This is a genomic window from Pontivivens marinum, assembly GCF_900231835.1.
Taxonomy (GTDB): Bacteria; Pseudomonadota; Alphaproteobacteria; order Rhodobacterales; family Rhodobacteraceae; genus Pontivivens; species Pontivivens marinum.
Genome location: NZ_OCTN01000003.1, coordinates 190,829 through 205,015, shown reverse-complemented (window position 1 = coordinate 205,015; position 14,187 = coordinate 190,829). Strand labels below are relative to the sequence as shown.

At 60.9% G+C, this 14,187-nt stretch carries 14 protein-coding genes and 1 tRNA gene; 9 read left to right on the top strand and 6 right to left on the bottom strand.

Annotation, left to right across the window (positions count from 1 at the left end; translation table 11 throughout):
- Window positions 1-164 precede the first annotated feature (164 nt).
- Window positions 165-240 (bottom strand) — tRNA-Glu (locus CR254_RS10045).
- 334 nt (window positions 241-574) lie between these two features.
- On the opposite strand from CR254_RS10045, the gene glyA reads away from it, so the two are divergent.
- Window positions 575-1,870: a serine hydroxymethyltransferase gene (gene glyA, locus CR254_RS10040; RefSeq protein ID WP_097929724.1), complete on the top strand. Its 1,296-nt coding sequence runs from the start codon at window positions 575-577 to the stop codon at window positions 1,868-1,870.
- A gap of 74 nt (window positions 1,871-1,944) precedes the next feature.
- Here glyA and CR254_RS10035 read toward each other — a convergent pair whose 3' ends face one another.
- Together CR254_RS10035 and CR254_RS10030 are read right to left on the bottom strand one after the other, a co-directional pair.
- Complete coding sequence (locus CR254_RS10035) at window positions 1,945-2,838, bottom strand: fatty acid desaturase (RefSeq protein ID WP_097929723.1); 894 nt, start codon at window positions 2,836-2,838, stop codon at window positions 1,945-1,947.
- Window positions 2,839-2,953: 115 nt separating this feature from the next.
- Window positions 2,954-3,763, bottom strand: coding sequence for a pseudouridine synthase (locus tag CR254_RS10030; RefSeq protein WP_097929857.1), 810 nt, complete (start codon window positions 3,761-3,763; stop codon window positions 2,954-2,956).
- 140 nt (window positions 3,764-3,903) lie between these two features.
- Between CR254_RS10030 and CR254_RS10025 the strand changes: the two genes are divergently transcribed.
- Together CR254_RS10025 and aspS are read left to right on the top strand one after the other, a co-directional pair.
- Window positions 3,904-4,353 carry a nucleoside deaminase gene (locus CR254_RS10025; protein ID WP_097929722.1) on the top strand — a complete coding sequence of 150 codons (450 nt, stop codon included), beginning with the start codon at window positions 3,904-3,906 and terminating at the stop codon, window positions 4,351-4,353.
- Between the two features lie 86 nt (window positions 4,354-4,439).
- Window positions 4,440-6,212 (top strand): aspartate--tRNA ligase, encoded by a 1,773-nt coding sequence (aspS, locus tag CR254_RS10020; RefSeq protein ID WP_097929721.1) that lies wholly within the window; start codon window positions 4,440-4,442, stop codon window positions 6,210-6,212.
- Between the two features lie 45 nt (window positions 6,213-6,257).
- On the opposite strand, the gene CR254_RS10015 is transcribed toward aspS, so the two are convergent.
- The 3 genes from CR254_RS10015 to nudC all read right to left on the bottom strand — a co-directional run bounded on the left by CR254_RS10015 (window position 6,258) and on the right by nudC (window position 8,586).
- The gene (locus tag CR254_RS10015; RefSeq protein WP_097929720.1) at window positions 6,258-7,097 is read right to left on the bottom strand and encodes an alpha/beta hydrolase; all 840 of its coding nucleotides are present in this window, start codon (window positions 7,095-7,097) and stop codon (window positions 6,258-6,260) included.
- Window positions 7,098-7,164: 67 nt separating this feature from the next.
- Complete coding sequence (locus tag CR254_RS10010; RefSeq protein WP_097929719.1) at window positions 7,165-7,578, bottom strand: hypothetical protein; 414 nt, start codon at window positions 7,576-7,578, stop codon at window positions 7,165-7,167.
- Window positions 7,579-7,581: 3 nt separating this feature from the next.
- Window positions 7,582-8,586 carry an NAD(+) diphosphatase gene (gene nudC / locus CR254_RS10005; RefSeq protein WP_245851553.1) on the bottom strand — a complete coding sequence of 335 codons (1,005 nt, stop codon included), beginning with the start codon at window positions 8,584-8,586 and terminating at the stop codon, window positions 7,582-7,584.
- A 99-nt stretch (window positions 8,587-8,685) separates the two neighbouring features.
- On the opposite strand from nudC, the gene CR254_RS10000 reads away from it, so the two are divergent.
- The 6 genes from CR254_RS10000 (at window position 8,686) to CR254_RS09975 (ending at window position 14,135) form a co-directional block, all read left to right on the top strand.
- A complete protein-coding gene (locus tag CR254_RS10000) occupies window positions 8,686-9,216 on the top strand; it encodes a DUF2239 family protein (RefSeq protein WP_097929718.1) in 531 nt (176 codons plus the stop codon).
- A gap of 63 nt (window positions 9,217-9,279) precedes the next feature.
- Window positions 9,280-10,377 carry an NAD(P)/FAD-dependent oxidoreductase gene (locus CR254_RS09995; protein WP_097929717.1) on the top strand — a complete coding sequence of 366 codons (1,098 nt, stop codon included), beginning with the start codon at window positions 9,280-9,282 and terminating at the stop codon, window positions 10,375-10,377.
- Window positions 10,378-10,443: 66 nt separating this feature from the next.
- Entirely contained in the window at window positions 10,444-11,487 is a 1,044-nt protein-coding gene (gene ftsY / locus CR254_RS09990) for a signal recognition particle-docking protein FtsY (RefSeq protein ID WP_097929716.1), read from the top strand.
- A gap of 126 nt (window positions 11,488-11,613) precedes the next feature.
- Entirely contained in the window at window positions 11,614-12,519 is a 906-nt protein-coding gene (locus CR254_RS09985; RefSeq protein ID WP_097929715.1) for an EamA family transporter, read from the top strand.
- A gap of 1 nt (window position 12,520) precedes the next feature.
- Complete coding sequence (locus tag CR254_RS09980) at window positions 12,521-13,126, top strand: inner membrane-spanning protein YciB (protein WP_097929714.1); 606 nt, start codon at window positions 12,521-12,523, stop codon at window positions 13,124-13,126.
- An 82-nt stretch (window positions 13,127-13,208) separates the two neighbouring features.
- A complete protein-coding gene (locus CR254_RS09975) occupies window positions 13,209-14,135 on the top strand; it encodes a DMT family transporter (RefSeq protein WP_097929713.1) in 927 nt (308 codons plus the stop codon).
- Window positions 14,136-14,187 lie beyond the last annotated feature (52 nt).

The window sequence follows — 14,187 nt, the reverse complement described above, 5'->3', positions numbered from 1 at the left end:
CCCACCGCCCGCTGGTTTATTCGCCAGTTTTCGCACGATGCGGGTGTCGGCACGTCACATGTGTCAGCATCGCACCGACTGCACAGTGGGTATAGCCTGCATTTGGCGCATACCGAACGGTATCCCCGGAGGGGTGTATTTCTGCGTGTCGATGGGGAAGTAAATGGTACGCCCTACGGGACTCGAACCCGTGTTTTCGCCGTGAAAGGGCGACGTCCTAGACCACTAGACGAAGGGCGCATCTGGTAGCGAGTAGTCTGTCTCGCCGCGCTGTGTGGGGTTATTAGGAGAATCGTTCGGGGGCCGCAAGAGGTAAAAACCCGCTTTTTGCACTCAGAGCGAAATTTGTTTGTTTTGCGCCATACGCGCGCCGTGCGCTGTATCGGAAACGGCGTTTCTTCACATCTATGGCCAAGCTGCGTGATCATTGCGGGTTAAGGCTTCCACCGCGACGCGCCTCGGCATAGGACAATGGCGAGAATTGCTTCGCTCCTGTACGCGCCTGTGTCGCATCAGGGCGCGGCAGCCGCCGACGAAGCCGCATACTGCGCGCAGTGATATCGAGGAGATGACCATGACCAATTCTGTACGTGATGAGGGTTTTTTCACCCAAAGCCTTGCTGAGCGCGACCCCGAGCTGTTCGGCTCCATGACGGATGAGCTGACACGTCAGCGCGACGAGATCGAATTGATCGCGTCCGAAAACATCGTCAGCCGCGCCGTAATGCAGGCGCAGGGATCCGTCCTGACCAATAAATACGCCGAGGGCTATCCGGGCCGCCGCTATTACGGCGGGTGTCAGCACGTTGATGTCGCCGAAAACCTGGCCATCGACCGCGCAAAGCAGCTTTTCGTCTGTGACTTTGTAAACGTTCAGCCAAATTCCGGCTCGCAGGCAAACCAGGGCGTGTTCACGGCGCTGTTGAAGCCCGGCGACACCATTCTGGGCATGAGCCTGGACGCAGGCGGCCACCTGACCCACGGCGCGAAGCCGAACCAGTCGGGCAAGTGGTTCAACGCTGTGCATTACGGTGTGCGCCGTCAGGACAGCCTGCTGGATTATGACGAGGTTCAGCGCCTCGCGACTGAGCATCAGCCAAAGATGATCATCGCAGGCGGTTCAGCGATTCCGCGTCAGGTCGATTTTGCCAAGATGCGCGAAATTGCTGATTCTGTCGGTGCGCTTCTGCTGGTCGATATGGCGCACTTCGCCGGTCTGGTTGCAGCGGGCCACCACCCGTCGCCGTTCCCCCACGCCCATGTTGCCACCACAACCACGCATAAAACCCTGCGCGGCCCACGTGGCGGCATGATCCTGACCAATGACGAGGCTATCGCGAAGAAAGTAAACTCCGCGATCTTCCCCGGCATTCAGGGCGGCCCCCTGATGCACGTGATCGCTGCCAAGGCTGTGGCCTTTGGTGAGGCGCTGCGCCCCGAATTCAAATCCTATCAGGCTCAGGTCATCCGCAACGCGCAGAAACTGGCCGAATCGCTGATGAAGGGCGGCTTGGACATCGTGACCGGTGGCACCGACACGCACCTGATGCTGGTCGATCTGCGTCCCAAGGGCGTAAAGGGCAACGCGACCGAGGAGGCACTGGGCCGCGCGCACATCACCTGCAACAAAAACGGCATCCCGTTCGATCCGGAAAAGCCGATGGTCACCTCCGGCATCCGTCTGGGCACACCCGCAGGCACAACCCGCGGCTTTGGTGAGGCGGAATTCGAGGAAATCGGCAACCTGATCGTCGAAGTCGTAGACGGCCTCGCCGCAAACGGCCCCGATGGCAACGCCGAGGTCGAAGCCTCCGTCCGCGCCAAGGTCAAGGCAATGTGCGACCGCTTCCCGATCTACCCCGAGATGTGATCAACGACGCAGGTGCCGATTTCGGTCGGCACCTGCACCCCTAGATACTACCGCGAAGCCTCAGGCCGACGGGCTCAGTCAAGCGCCTCACGAATGTAGTTCTTGTTGAATTCTGCATACCCATCCTCACTGACCATTAAATGCGGCTTGGCCAGCACATGCAGCTCCGGCAGCTTATGAAACGGCACCGATGGATAGGTGTGATGCTCTGTATGAAAGGGCATGTTCCACGCAATGGCCCGCACCAACCTGTTGGTGAAGGTGGTTCGCGTGTTTTCAAACATATTTGCAACGGTCGGACAGCGCCCATGTTCCGCCAGCAAATACAGACGCAGAAACGGCTGACCCAGTAATATCGGCAATAGCCAGATGTAGATCAGCACCGTTGAGTCCAGCCAAATACTCAGCCCCAACAACAGGGTATATCCGGCCAGATATAGCCGCGCCTCAGTCTTGATTTTGCCGCGCCGCGCCGTCGGGATATAGTCAGCGTGCTGCGCGCCTACCGCGTTACCGATCAGCGTTTTAAAATGACTGATCCAAACCGGAATGCCTGAGACATGCCGGATATATTCCCCCCGGCTTTGCGGTTTCGGGGCCTCCATCTCAGGATCCTTGTCCGGTATCTGCGTGAACCGGTGGTGCGCAAAGTGAAAGTAGCGGAACCAGTTTGACGGCAAAAACAGAACGAATCCGCAGATATGCCCCACCACATCATTGATCCAGCCGCTTGCAAAGGGCGTCTTGTGGCTCGTCTCATGCAGCAGCGTGAACAGAAAAACCAGCAGGACGCCCTGCACAACCATGATCGCCTGCCATAGCGGGACTTTGAACAGGATCAGGTTCAGGCACAGCGCGATCGCGCCCCAATGCCCTACCAAGTGCCGCAAGCCCTTGGCATCACTGCGCGTCGTCAGATCATCGCGCTGGGCTGCACTCAAAGAGGTTAGAAATGCTTTGTGATCCATGGCTGTGCCTCCATCAGAGATGGATAAACTAAAGTCGGCAGCGCCCAATGGGAAGCGTTCGGTGCATTAACACGAAGAGGTGCACTGCCGCGTTTACAGCGGCAGCGTAAAAAATTCAGCGCTTCTTGCGCAGACTTCGGGATGGGTCTGCGGCAGGGGGCGCGCGGCGGGCGCGTTGCACGGCCTGCGGTTCTGCCTTGATGCCCAGTTGATCGCGCATGATCTTGCCGCGAATCTCCTCGACCTCACCGTCCTTTAGCTCGCTCAACTGGAACGGGCCGTAGCTGACGCGGATCAGGCGGTTCACGTCTAGTCCAACCTCGTTCAAAGCACGGCGAATCTCGCGATTCTTGCCCTCCTTCAAACCGATGGTCAGCCAGCAATTCGCGCCCTGCACACGGTCAATGGTGACGGTCATCGGGCGGAATTTCTCACCGTCGATGACGATGCCACGCTCCAGCGGCTTTAGCGTTGCCTCGGTCGGATTTCCCTTGGCCCGCACGCGGTATTTGCGCGTCCAGCCCGTGGAGGGCAGCTCCAACCGGCGCTTCAGCTCACCATCATTGGTCAGCAGCAGTAGGCCCTCGGAGTTCAGATCCAGCCGCCCGACGCTCATCACGCGGGGCAATTCAGGGGGCAGGCGGTCGAATACGGTGGGGCGGCCCTTTTCGTCACGCTCGGATGTGACCAGCCCGACAGGCTTGTAATAGCGCCACATGCGCGGTGCCTCTGCCGCGGCCAAGGGGATACCGTCCACCTCGATCTTGTCGGCGGCGGTCACGTTCAGCGCGGGGCTGTCGATTGTCTTGCCGTTTACGCGCACGCGACCCTCGCCGATCAGGCGCTCGGCCTCTCTGCGGGAGGCGCGTCCGGCGCGCGCCATGCGTTTGGCGATCCGCTCGCCGTCTGGTGTGGTGTTCGTCATAAGCACCGCATACGCGGGGCGGGCGATCCGTGCAATCATACATTGCGGTGCACGTCGCAACGTAGCTGCCTTCGGCGAGGATATTTCGGGAATGCGATGCGCGCGGTTGCGCCCTGTCACGGGGGCGGGCAAACAGGGATATGACCCGTTTTACCTCCTATATGCATGCCGCGATGAAGCAGGCAGAGGACGCCGCCGCATTGGGCGAGGTGCCCGTTGGCGCGGTTATTGTCATGGGGGGCGAGATTATTGCGGCGGCCGGCAATCGCACCCGTACGTTAAATGATCCCACGGCCCATGCGGAAATGCTGGCCATTCGGGCGGCCTGTCAGGTTTTGGGGCAGGAGCGTCTGACCGGTGCCGACCTGCATGTAACGCTGGAACCATGCCCGATGTGCGCGGGCGCAATTGCCGCTGCGCGCATTGGCCGATTGTATTACGCCGCATCTGATCCGAAATCCGGCGGGGTCGAACAGGGGCCCTGTGTTCTGTCGCATCCGCAGTGCCATCACCGGCCCGAAATCTATCCGGGCATCGGGGAAAGGGCCGCCAGCGCGCTGTTGACGCGGTTTTTCGCGACACGTCGTTGAGCACGCTCCCTTGACTTCGCACGATAGGCAAGGTGTATCGGCTCGGACCGTCCGCATCCAGTGGACGCCCATCCGGGAGAGATATTATGCACGCCTATCGTAGCCACACTTGCGCCGACCTTCGTTCCGATAATGTGGGCGACGATATCCGGCTGTCCGGTTGGGTCCACCGCGTCCGTGACCATGGCGGCGTGTTGTTTATCGACCTGCGCGACCATTACGGCATGACACAGGTTCTGGCCGACAGCGACAGCCCCGTTTTTGCCGAGCTTGAGAAGGTCCGCTCCGAGTGGGTGATCCGCATCGACGGCACGGTCAAGGCCCGCTCGGCCGATCTGGTAAACCCCAACATCCCGACAGGTGAGGTTGAGGTCTATGTGCGCGGGCTGGAGGTTCTGGGCAAATCCGACGAACTGCCCCTGCCAGTGTTCGGCGATCAGGACTACCCCGAGGAAACGCGCCTGAAATACCGCTTCCTCGATTTGCGCCGCCAGTCGCTGCACGACAACATTATCCTGCGCTCGGACGTGGTGAAGTCCATTCGTAAGCGGATGTGGGATATCGACTTCAACGAATTTCAGACGCCGATCATCACCGCGTCCAGCCCCGAGGGCGCGCGCGACTTCCTCGTGCCATCGCGCCTGCACCCGGGCAAATTCTACGCGCTGCCGCAGGCCCCACAGCAGTTCAAGCAGCTGATCATGGTTGGCGGCTTCGACAAATACTTCCAGATCGCCCCATGTTTCCGTGACGAGGATCCTCGCGCCGACCGCTCGCCCACCGACTTCTACCAGTTGGACGTGGAGATGAGCTTCGTTGAGCAGGAGGACGTGTTCAACACTGTCCAGCCCGTGATCCAGGGTATCTTCGAGGAATTCGGCGGCGGTCGTAAGGTTGACACCGAATGGGTCAAAATCCCCTACGCCGAGGCGCTGGAGAAATACGGTTCGGACAAACCTGACCTGCGCAACCCGATCATCATGCAGGACGTGTCCGAGCATTTCGCCGGTTCCGGCTTCGCGATCTTCGCCAAACTGCTGGAGCAGGAGGGCACGCAGGTTCGCGCCATTCCGGCCCCGACCGGTGGCAGCCGCAAGTTCTGTGACCGCATGAATAAATTCGCGCAGGAACAGGGTCTGCCCGGCATGGGCTACATCTTCTGGCGCGATCAGGGCGAAGGCATGGAGGCCGCAGGCCCTCTCGCCAAAAACATCGGGCCTGAGCGGACAGAGGCGATCCGCCAGCAGCTCGGTCTTGAGGTTGGCGACGCCGCATTCTTCCTTGGCGGTAAGCCTGAGGCGTTTGAGGGCGTCGCAGGCCGCGCGCGCAACGTCATCGGCACGGAACTGAACATCAGCGAGACGGACACCTTCCGCTTCGCATGGATCGTTGATTTCCCGATGTACGAGAAAACCGAGGACGGCAAGATCGACTTCTCGCACAACCCGTTCTCGATGCCGCAGGGCGGGATGGAGGCGCTGAACGGCGATCCTCTCAAGGCGCTGGGCTACCAGTACGATCTGGCCTGTAACGGCTACGAACTGATCTCAGGCGCGATCCGGAACCACAAGCCCGAGATCATGTACAAGGCGTTCGAGATCGCCGGCTACCCGAACTCCGAGGTGGACAAGCGTTTCGGCGGCATGGTCAACGCCTTCAAATACGGCGCTCCACCCCACGGCGGTTGTGCGGCAGGTATCGACCGTATCGTGATGCTATTGGCGGACGAGGCGAACATCCGCGAGGTCATCATGTTCCCGATGAACCAGCGCGCAGAGGACCTGATGCTGGGCGGACCATCCGACCCAACGAACGAGCAGTTGCGCGAATTGCATCTGCGCGTGGTCAAGGAAGACTAAGCATACCGTTTCGGGGGCGCATCATTCCGTGCCCCCGAAACCCACCTATCGGCAGTTGCTTTCGGGCAGATTCGCCAACCACCCCGTCACATCACCAAAGCTGGGCGCACCCCGCCGCAGATAGCCATAGCGTGAAAACGCGCTGATGATGTCGATATGGCTCACCCCGTCATATAGCCGCGCATCCACCTGATTGCCTGCTGCCTCCAATGCCGCGCTCATCAACTCGGTATCCTCGGCGTGGACGGTGGTATCGGCAAACCCGTGCAGCAACAGCGATGGCGGCTTTGGCCCCTCGGCGAAGTTATAGGGCTGGCTTTGATCGCGGGTTTCCTCGGGAAAGGTTTCCATGTGCTTGGGGTCGGTCAGGGGCAAAAACTCATAGGGTCCGGCCAAGCCGATAAACCCCGCAAAATCGCAATTGCTGCGCCCTAGCGTCTGCATATAGCGCGGATCATAGGCCAGCAGCGATGCAATGTGCGCGCCCGCCGAATGACCCATCACGACAACAGGGCGGTCCCCGTCCAGAAAATGATCCGCCGCCAGCGCCGCATCCTCAACAAAACCGGGGAACACCGTTTCGGGGCTTAGGCGGTAATTCATAACCGCAACAGGATACCCCGCATCCCCCAGCGCCGTGCCGAGGAAGCGGTAGATATCCTTGGACCCCTCACGCCACGACCCGCCATGAACGTATAGGATCAGGGGCACATCAGGTGCCGCGGCCACCGGTTCGTACAGGTCGTAACTGTGACGTTCCAGCGGGCCGTAGCTCAGGTTCTTCGTCTCGCGCACATTATCCGAACCCGAAACCGCGTTCAGCAGATCGGCGGGCGAACATCCTGCGGTGATAAGGGCAAAGACGAAGCTTAGGGTGCGGCGCATGGAACTCTCCCGTGTTTCCAATGACGATAGGTGCGTCACGCGAAACGTCCAGTGCGCGCGGTTAGGTTCAGGCGGTACGCGCCAGTTTGCGAACCATCTTCTCCAGCCCGTTTTGCATCTTTGGGCCCATCAGTTTCAGGCCCTGCATCAGCATCTTGCCCTTCATCGACGCGCCCGCAAAGTCGAGCGAGACCTCCAGATCCGTTTCGCATTCCACCTCGGTCATGGCGAAGGAAACGGTGATCAGCAGACCCTGCGCCGATGCCTCGTAAACAACATTTCCGTCGGCATCGCAGGTGGTGCGCACCAGATCGGCGGCAACTTCGGAGCCGTTCATATCGGCGGTCAGCGTCCATGCATCGGGTCCGGCAGGGGCCACGTTGATGCTGTCATTCAGCGCGGCAAAGCTGGCCGGATCGCTGACCCGTTCGAAAACTGCGGATTTGGGCTGCTCGATGCGGGTGCTGGTGGTCAGATGCATGTCTTACGTCCTGTCTTGTAGCCACATGTCGATCAAGTGGCGGGCAATAGCGCCCGGTCGTGCGGGGCGGATTTCGGGATCATGACCGCTCATCGCGCTCATACAGCGCTCACGGCTGATCCACATCGCGTCCTCCAACTCGACCGGATCAATTGTGATCTCGGTGTCCAGTGCCTCCCCCGCGCAACCAATCATCAGCGAGGCAGGGAACGGCCATGGCTGCGACGCCAGATAGCGCACAGGACCGACGGTGACTGCTGTTTCTTCCATAACCTCACGTCGCACGGCGGCCTCGATGGTTTCGCCGGGCTCCATAAACCCGGCCAGCAGCGAATACATGCCCTGTGGCCAACCGGGCGAACGGCCAACCAGCACGTCATTGCCGTGGGTGATCAGCATGATGACAACGGGGTCCGTGCGCGGAAAATGCGGTGTCCCGCAGGATGGGCACTTGCGGCTCCACCCCCCCTTGATCGGTTCCGAGGGCTGGCCGCAGCGCGCACAAAACCGGTGGCTGCGATGCCATTCCAGAATGCCCCGCGCCATTGCTGCATTGCCCGCATCCGCATGGCTCAACACACCCATATTGGCGCGCATATCGGCAAAGGACGTGCCGCTGGGCAAACAGGCCGCCCCATTGCGCGACGGGTCCAGAAAACCGGCCATGGCATTGCTCTCATCCGCGGGCTCGGCCCATGCGGACAGATCAATTGCGAAGCGAGGCTCACTGGTTTTGGTCAGGCCCAGAAAGATCGGCTTTTCCACACCATGCGACAGGGCAGGGTGGTCGCTGGGCAGCCAGATCAAATCCGGCTCAGGCCCGTCGCTCATCAGGGGTTTGCCGCGCCAAACGGCCATGACGCCGACCTTGGGGTGGGACCACGCGGCGGACAGGCCGATCGCGTCCTCACGAATATGCGCCGCACGGTCCAGATCCGCGCCCCCGAATGTTACCTGCTCGTCCATCGTGCCCAGCCCTGCAAATACGTTGTTCAGCGCAGGTAGCATGCCGACCCCGCCGGGGCAAAGGCAACGCCCGCGAATAATATTATACGGGTAATATTGATTCCTGGTTTTATCGGGGTAAAAGGAGCGCAGGAGAGCACCATGACCCAAACCACCACATTCACCGCCTTTCGCGACGGGCGCATCGTTGCCTCAGGCGCATTGCCCGACGTGGCCGTTGCTGTGTCGGAAATGCAGGCACCCGCGCTGATCTTCTGCGACGTGACGGGGCAGGTTGTTGATCTGGACTTGCGCGGAACGCAGGACGAAATCCGCACCCGCCACGCCGCCGCACCACGCGCACCGGGCCGTCCGAAATTGGGCGTCACGGCCAAGGAGGTCACGCTGCTGCCCCGCCACTGGGACTGGCTGGCGCAGCAAAAGGGCGGCGCCTCGGCCACCTTGCGCCGCTTGGTTGAGGAGGCCCGCCGCGCCGATACCGACCCGCAACCGGCGCGCATCGACGCAGCCTATCGCGTTATGTCGCACCTCGCCGGTGATCTGCCCCGTTTCGAGGAGGCCAGCCGCGCCCTCTACGCCCATGATCGCCCGACCATGATTGCCGCCATGCAGGACTGGCCCCCCGCCATTGCCGACCATGTCGAATGGATGCTGGACCTGCGCCCGAACTAGCCCACGCCTCAGCCAGATTGCCAAGCAACACCCCCTACGCCAAGCTCCGTCACGGAGGCACCCATGAACACAGCACTGATCGTCGGCGGCGGCATTAACGGCCTGTGCACAGCGCGGGCCCTAACCCTGCGCGGTTGGCAAGTCACGGTGGTGGAACGTGAACCGCTGCCCAATCCGCTATCCGCCAGTTGGGACCACCATCGCCTGATCCGCAGCCACTATGCGGGGCAGCCCCATTACGCGGGCCGTATGGCGCAGGCCTATGCCGCATGGGACCGCCTGTTCACCGATATCGATGCCCGTCCCTATGTGGCGCGGGGCGTCTTTGCGCTCAGCCGTAACGCAGGCGACTGGACCGATATCGCGCGGGCCGAACTAGCCTCGGCAAACATGCAGCACCAGATCATCCCGCCCGAGGATTTGCCCAAGACCCTGCCAATGGTTGAATCGGAGGGCGTGCGCTACGCCCTCGTCACGCAGGATGGCGGGGCATTGCTGTCGGACCGCATTGTTGAGGGCTTGCTGCGCTGGCTAACCGCACGCGGCGTAACCCTGATCCCCGATTGCCCAGTAACGCAGGTGGATGCCGATACCGCCATGATCCAAACGGCGCGCGGTTCAATGCAGGCCGACCGGCTGATCGTTGCGGCGGGGGTGGGCCTGCCCGCGCTGAACCCGTGGTTTGCGCAAAACACCCATGCCCGCCGCGCCACCGTGGTTTATGCCGACCCGCCAGCGGCCTATTGCGCCGCATGGCAGAACGCCCCCGCATGGGTGGATATGGGCGGGCAGGACGACCTGTGGGGCATTCCACCCGTTGCGGGCCTGCCGCTAAAGCTCGGCTACGGGCTGCACACCCAACCGGGCGATCCCGAAACACAGCGGGACGTGACGCCGGATGATACGGCAACGATCCTCAACGCTTATCGCGGGCGATTGCGCGATCTGGACCAATACACACCCATCAAAACTGTGGCGAATTTCTACCTGATGGCGCCGAGCCAGGATTTCGTGCTGCGCGGGCAGGGTCGCACCCTGTGGCTTAGCGCTGATTCGGGGCATGGGTTCAAGTTCGGGGCGCTGACGGGCGAGGATGCAGCCGATGCGATAACAGGGGATTGGCGCATCGTGGCCACGCGGCTCAGCGGAAATCCGCCATAGCGCGCCGCGCCCCTTTCAACCGCCCCCGCGACGGTTTAGATATCGGGCAACACGAAAGGTCCGCCTATGTCATTCTTCGGTAAGCTCAAAAATCGCTTGCTAAAGTCCTCCTCGAAACTTGAGGAAGGGCTGGACGCTATCGTTGAGGAGGCCCCCGCACCCGAGCCCCTGCCAGCGCCCACACCGGACCCACAGCCCGCACCGACGCTGACCACGGCGCCTGCACCCAAACCGGGCTTTATCGCCCGCGCGCTGGGCCGCACGGATGCGCCGCGCCGTATCCTTGACGATGCGATGCTCGAAAGCCTTGAGGAGCTGCTGATCCAGTCCGATATGGGCGTGGAAACCTCGATCAACGTCACTGCCGCCTTGGCCGAGGGGCGTTTCGGCAAACGTCTTTCCACGGCGGAAATCAAGGACGCGCTGGCGCAGGAAATCTCGAAAATAATCGAGCCTGTGGCCCGCCCCATGCCGCTCTACCCGAAAAAACCGCAGGTCGTGCTGGTGGTCGGGGTGAACGGCTCGGGCAAAACCACAACCATCGGCAAATTGGCCAGCCAGTTCCGTGATGCTGGCAAATCCGTGGTGATCGCGGCGGGCGATACATTCCGCGCCGCCGCTGTTGAGCAGTTGCAGGTCTGGGGTGATCGCGCCGGCGTTCCTGTGATGACGGCGGCGCAGGGCTCCGACCCCGCATCGCTGGCCTATGACGCGATGGTCAAGGCGGAGGCAGATGGCGCAGACCTGCTGATGATCGACACGGCGGGTCGCCTGCAAAACCGTGCCGATCTGATGGAGGAACTGGCCAAGATCGTCCGCGTGATCCGTAAGAAAGACCCGGACGCACCGCACAATACGCTGCTGGTTCTGGATGCCTCCACTGGCCAAAACGCGGTGGGGCAGGTTGAAACCTTCCGAAAGATTGCCGACGTATCCGGCCTTGTCATGACCAAGCTGGACGGCACGGCCAAGGGCGGTGTCCTCGTCGCACTGGCCGACCGTTTCGGCCTGCCGATCCATGCGATTGGAGTGGGCGAAAGCATCGAGGACCTGCAACCCTTCGATCCCGACGAATTCGCCCGAGCCCTAACCGGCGCTGATGCGGATTGATCACTGCGACGCGGTTCGCCCCCACAAATTCCGGGGGCGAATACCCGACCGAGTTTACTGCGCAGCCAAAGAGCAGCCGCTTTCCAGCCATATAGCAGCCTGCCAATTTCAAAGGGCTGAACCCCGATGACCGACTGGATCACCAGCATCGAGGGCACCGCCGCAGGGCACCAGCTCGCGATGATCCTCGCGCTAACCTCGGCGCTGGCCCACGCGATGTTCGGCGCGCTGCAAAAGGGCCGCCATGATCCATGGATGACCCGCGGCGCGATCGATATCTGCTATGGAATCATGGCCTTACCCGTCGCGCTATTCGTGTTTCCACTGCCTACACCACGTCTATGGCTGATCCTGCTGGGCGTTTTTGTCATCCACGCAGCCTATAAATGGTTAATGGCGATGGCCTATACGCGTGGCGCCTATACCGTCGTCTATCCCGTGGTGCGCGGCACCGCGCCCGTGGTCACGGTTCTGGCGGCAGGTGCGGTGTTTCATGAGCATTTCACGCCCTTTCAATGGGCGGGTACGGCATTGGTATCATTTGCAATTTTGGGGTTGGCTGCGGTGAACCTGCGTGCCGAAACGGTTGCCCGCAGCGCCCTGATCACGGCGCTAATCCTCGCCGCACTTACCGGTGTTCTGACCTCACTCTACACGATCTACGATGCGTATGGCATTCGCTTTGCCGAAAATGCGTTTACCTTTCTTGCATGGTTTTTCGTTATAGATGGTCTGGGCCTGTTCCCGTGGGTGGCACTAGCACGCTGGAAACGCATGGAAAACCGGCCCGATCCGGCGCCGCTGATGCTGCGCGGCCTTGCCGGTGGTCTGTTGGGATTTATAAGCTTTGGTGCGGTTATGTTGGCCACGCGCCTTGATAAAGTGGGAGAGGCCGCAGTTTTGCGCGAAACATCAACTGTCTTTGCCGCCGCAATCGGCTGGCTATTCCTGCGGGAACATGTAGGACCAACACGCGCCATCCTGATGGCCCTCATCGCCGCCGGTGCGGTCCTCGTCGAATTTGGAGGCTGACATGGCCGAAGCGAAAAAACTCAATCCTATCCTGAAGTTGGTGCTGGAGGTCGGACCGGTCGGGGCCTATTTCTTTGCTTACCAACGCTTCTCGGATCAGGGCGTAACCTATGGCGGAGTGGAATATTCCGGCGTTGTGGCCGCCACGGCGATCTTTGTGCCACTGATCCTGATCTCGCTGGTCATCAGCTGGGCGCTAACCCGCACATTGCCGCGCATGGCGGTGTTTACGGCAATTATCGTAGTCGTTTTTGGCGGGCTGACGATCTGGCTGAATGATGATGTCTTTACCAAAATGCGCCCGACGGTGGTGTATAGCCTGTTCGCCTTTATCCTGGGATTCGGCGTTTGGGTGCAGGGGCGTAGTTATTTACGCTACCTGATGGGTGAGGTAATGCCGTTGAGCGATGAGGGTTGGATGATCTTCACGCGCAACTGGGCGATATTCTTTGCCGCGATGGCGCTGTTTAACGAATTTACATGGCGCGTATTGGGTGAGGAAGCGTGGATTTGGCTGGATACATTCGGCCAGATGATTCTGACCTTTATCTTCATCGCAACCCAATTTCCCCTGTTGCAGCGGCACAGTACTGAGGATGACGAATAACCGCCCGCCCGTACTATTTTAGCAGGGCTGATATGCGTAAATAGAGGGGAGACAGCCGTCATACAGGCTGTAGCCTGCGCAAATGATCTTTTTGCGTGGCATCTTCCTCAAAATCGCATCTGTGGCCACCTTCGTGTGTATGGCCGCAATCGTGAAATCTGTGTCGGATACCATTCCGGCAGGCCAAACCGTGTTTTTTCGGTCCATCTTTGCCGTTCCGGTGATCTTGGCGTGGATCGCATTGCAGGGCGTCGGGTTGCGCGCGGGCATCGCCACGGCGAACCCGATGTCGCATTTGTGGCGCGGTATTGTTGGCACCACGGCGATGGCGTTGACCTTTGCCGGTTTGGGCCTGTTGCCGCTGCCTGAGGTGACCGCGATTGGATATGCCGCACCGCTATTTGCCGTTATCCTGGCCGCGATGTTTCTGGGGGAGCAGGTCCGCCTCGTCCGTTTAACGGCGGTCGGCATGGGCTTGGTCGGCGTTGGGATCGTCCTGTCGCCACGGCTGACGACGCTAAGCTCGGACGGGTTGACTGATACCGAAACCCTAGGCGCGGTGATCGTCCTCGTCTCGGCTGTTTTTGTGGCCATGGCCCATGTTTTCATCCGCAAGCTGGTCGCGACGGAGAAGACCTCCTCGATCACGTTCTGGTTCTCGATTACGGCCAGTGTCCTTGCCTTGGCGACCATTCCCTTCGGTTGGGTGATGCCCGATCCGGCCACGTTTGGCATGTTGGTCGCGGCGGGGTTGATCGGTGGCGTCGGGCAAATCCTGCTGACCTCGGCTTATCGCTATGCGCCGACAGCGGTGATTGCGCCGTTTGACTATGCCTCGATGATTTTCGCACTTATCTTGGGCTATGGCCTGTTTGGAGAGGTGCCCACAGGACGCACGCTGATCGGTGCCGCTATCGTTGTGGCCGCCGGTTTGCTGATCATCTGGCGCGAGCAAGCACTGGGGCTGGAGCGTAAGGGCCAGCGAAAGTCGTCAACACCGCAGGGATAGCACACTTGCCCGCGCGCGCCGCGCCCGCTACCCCTGCCGCCGCAGGAGGACG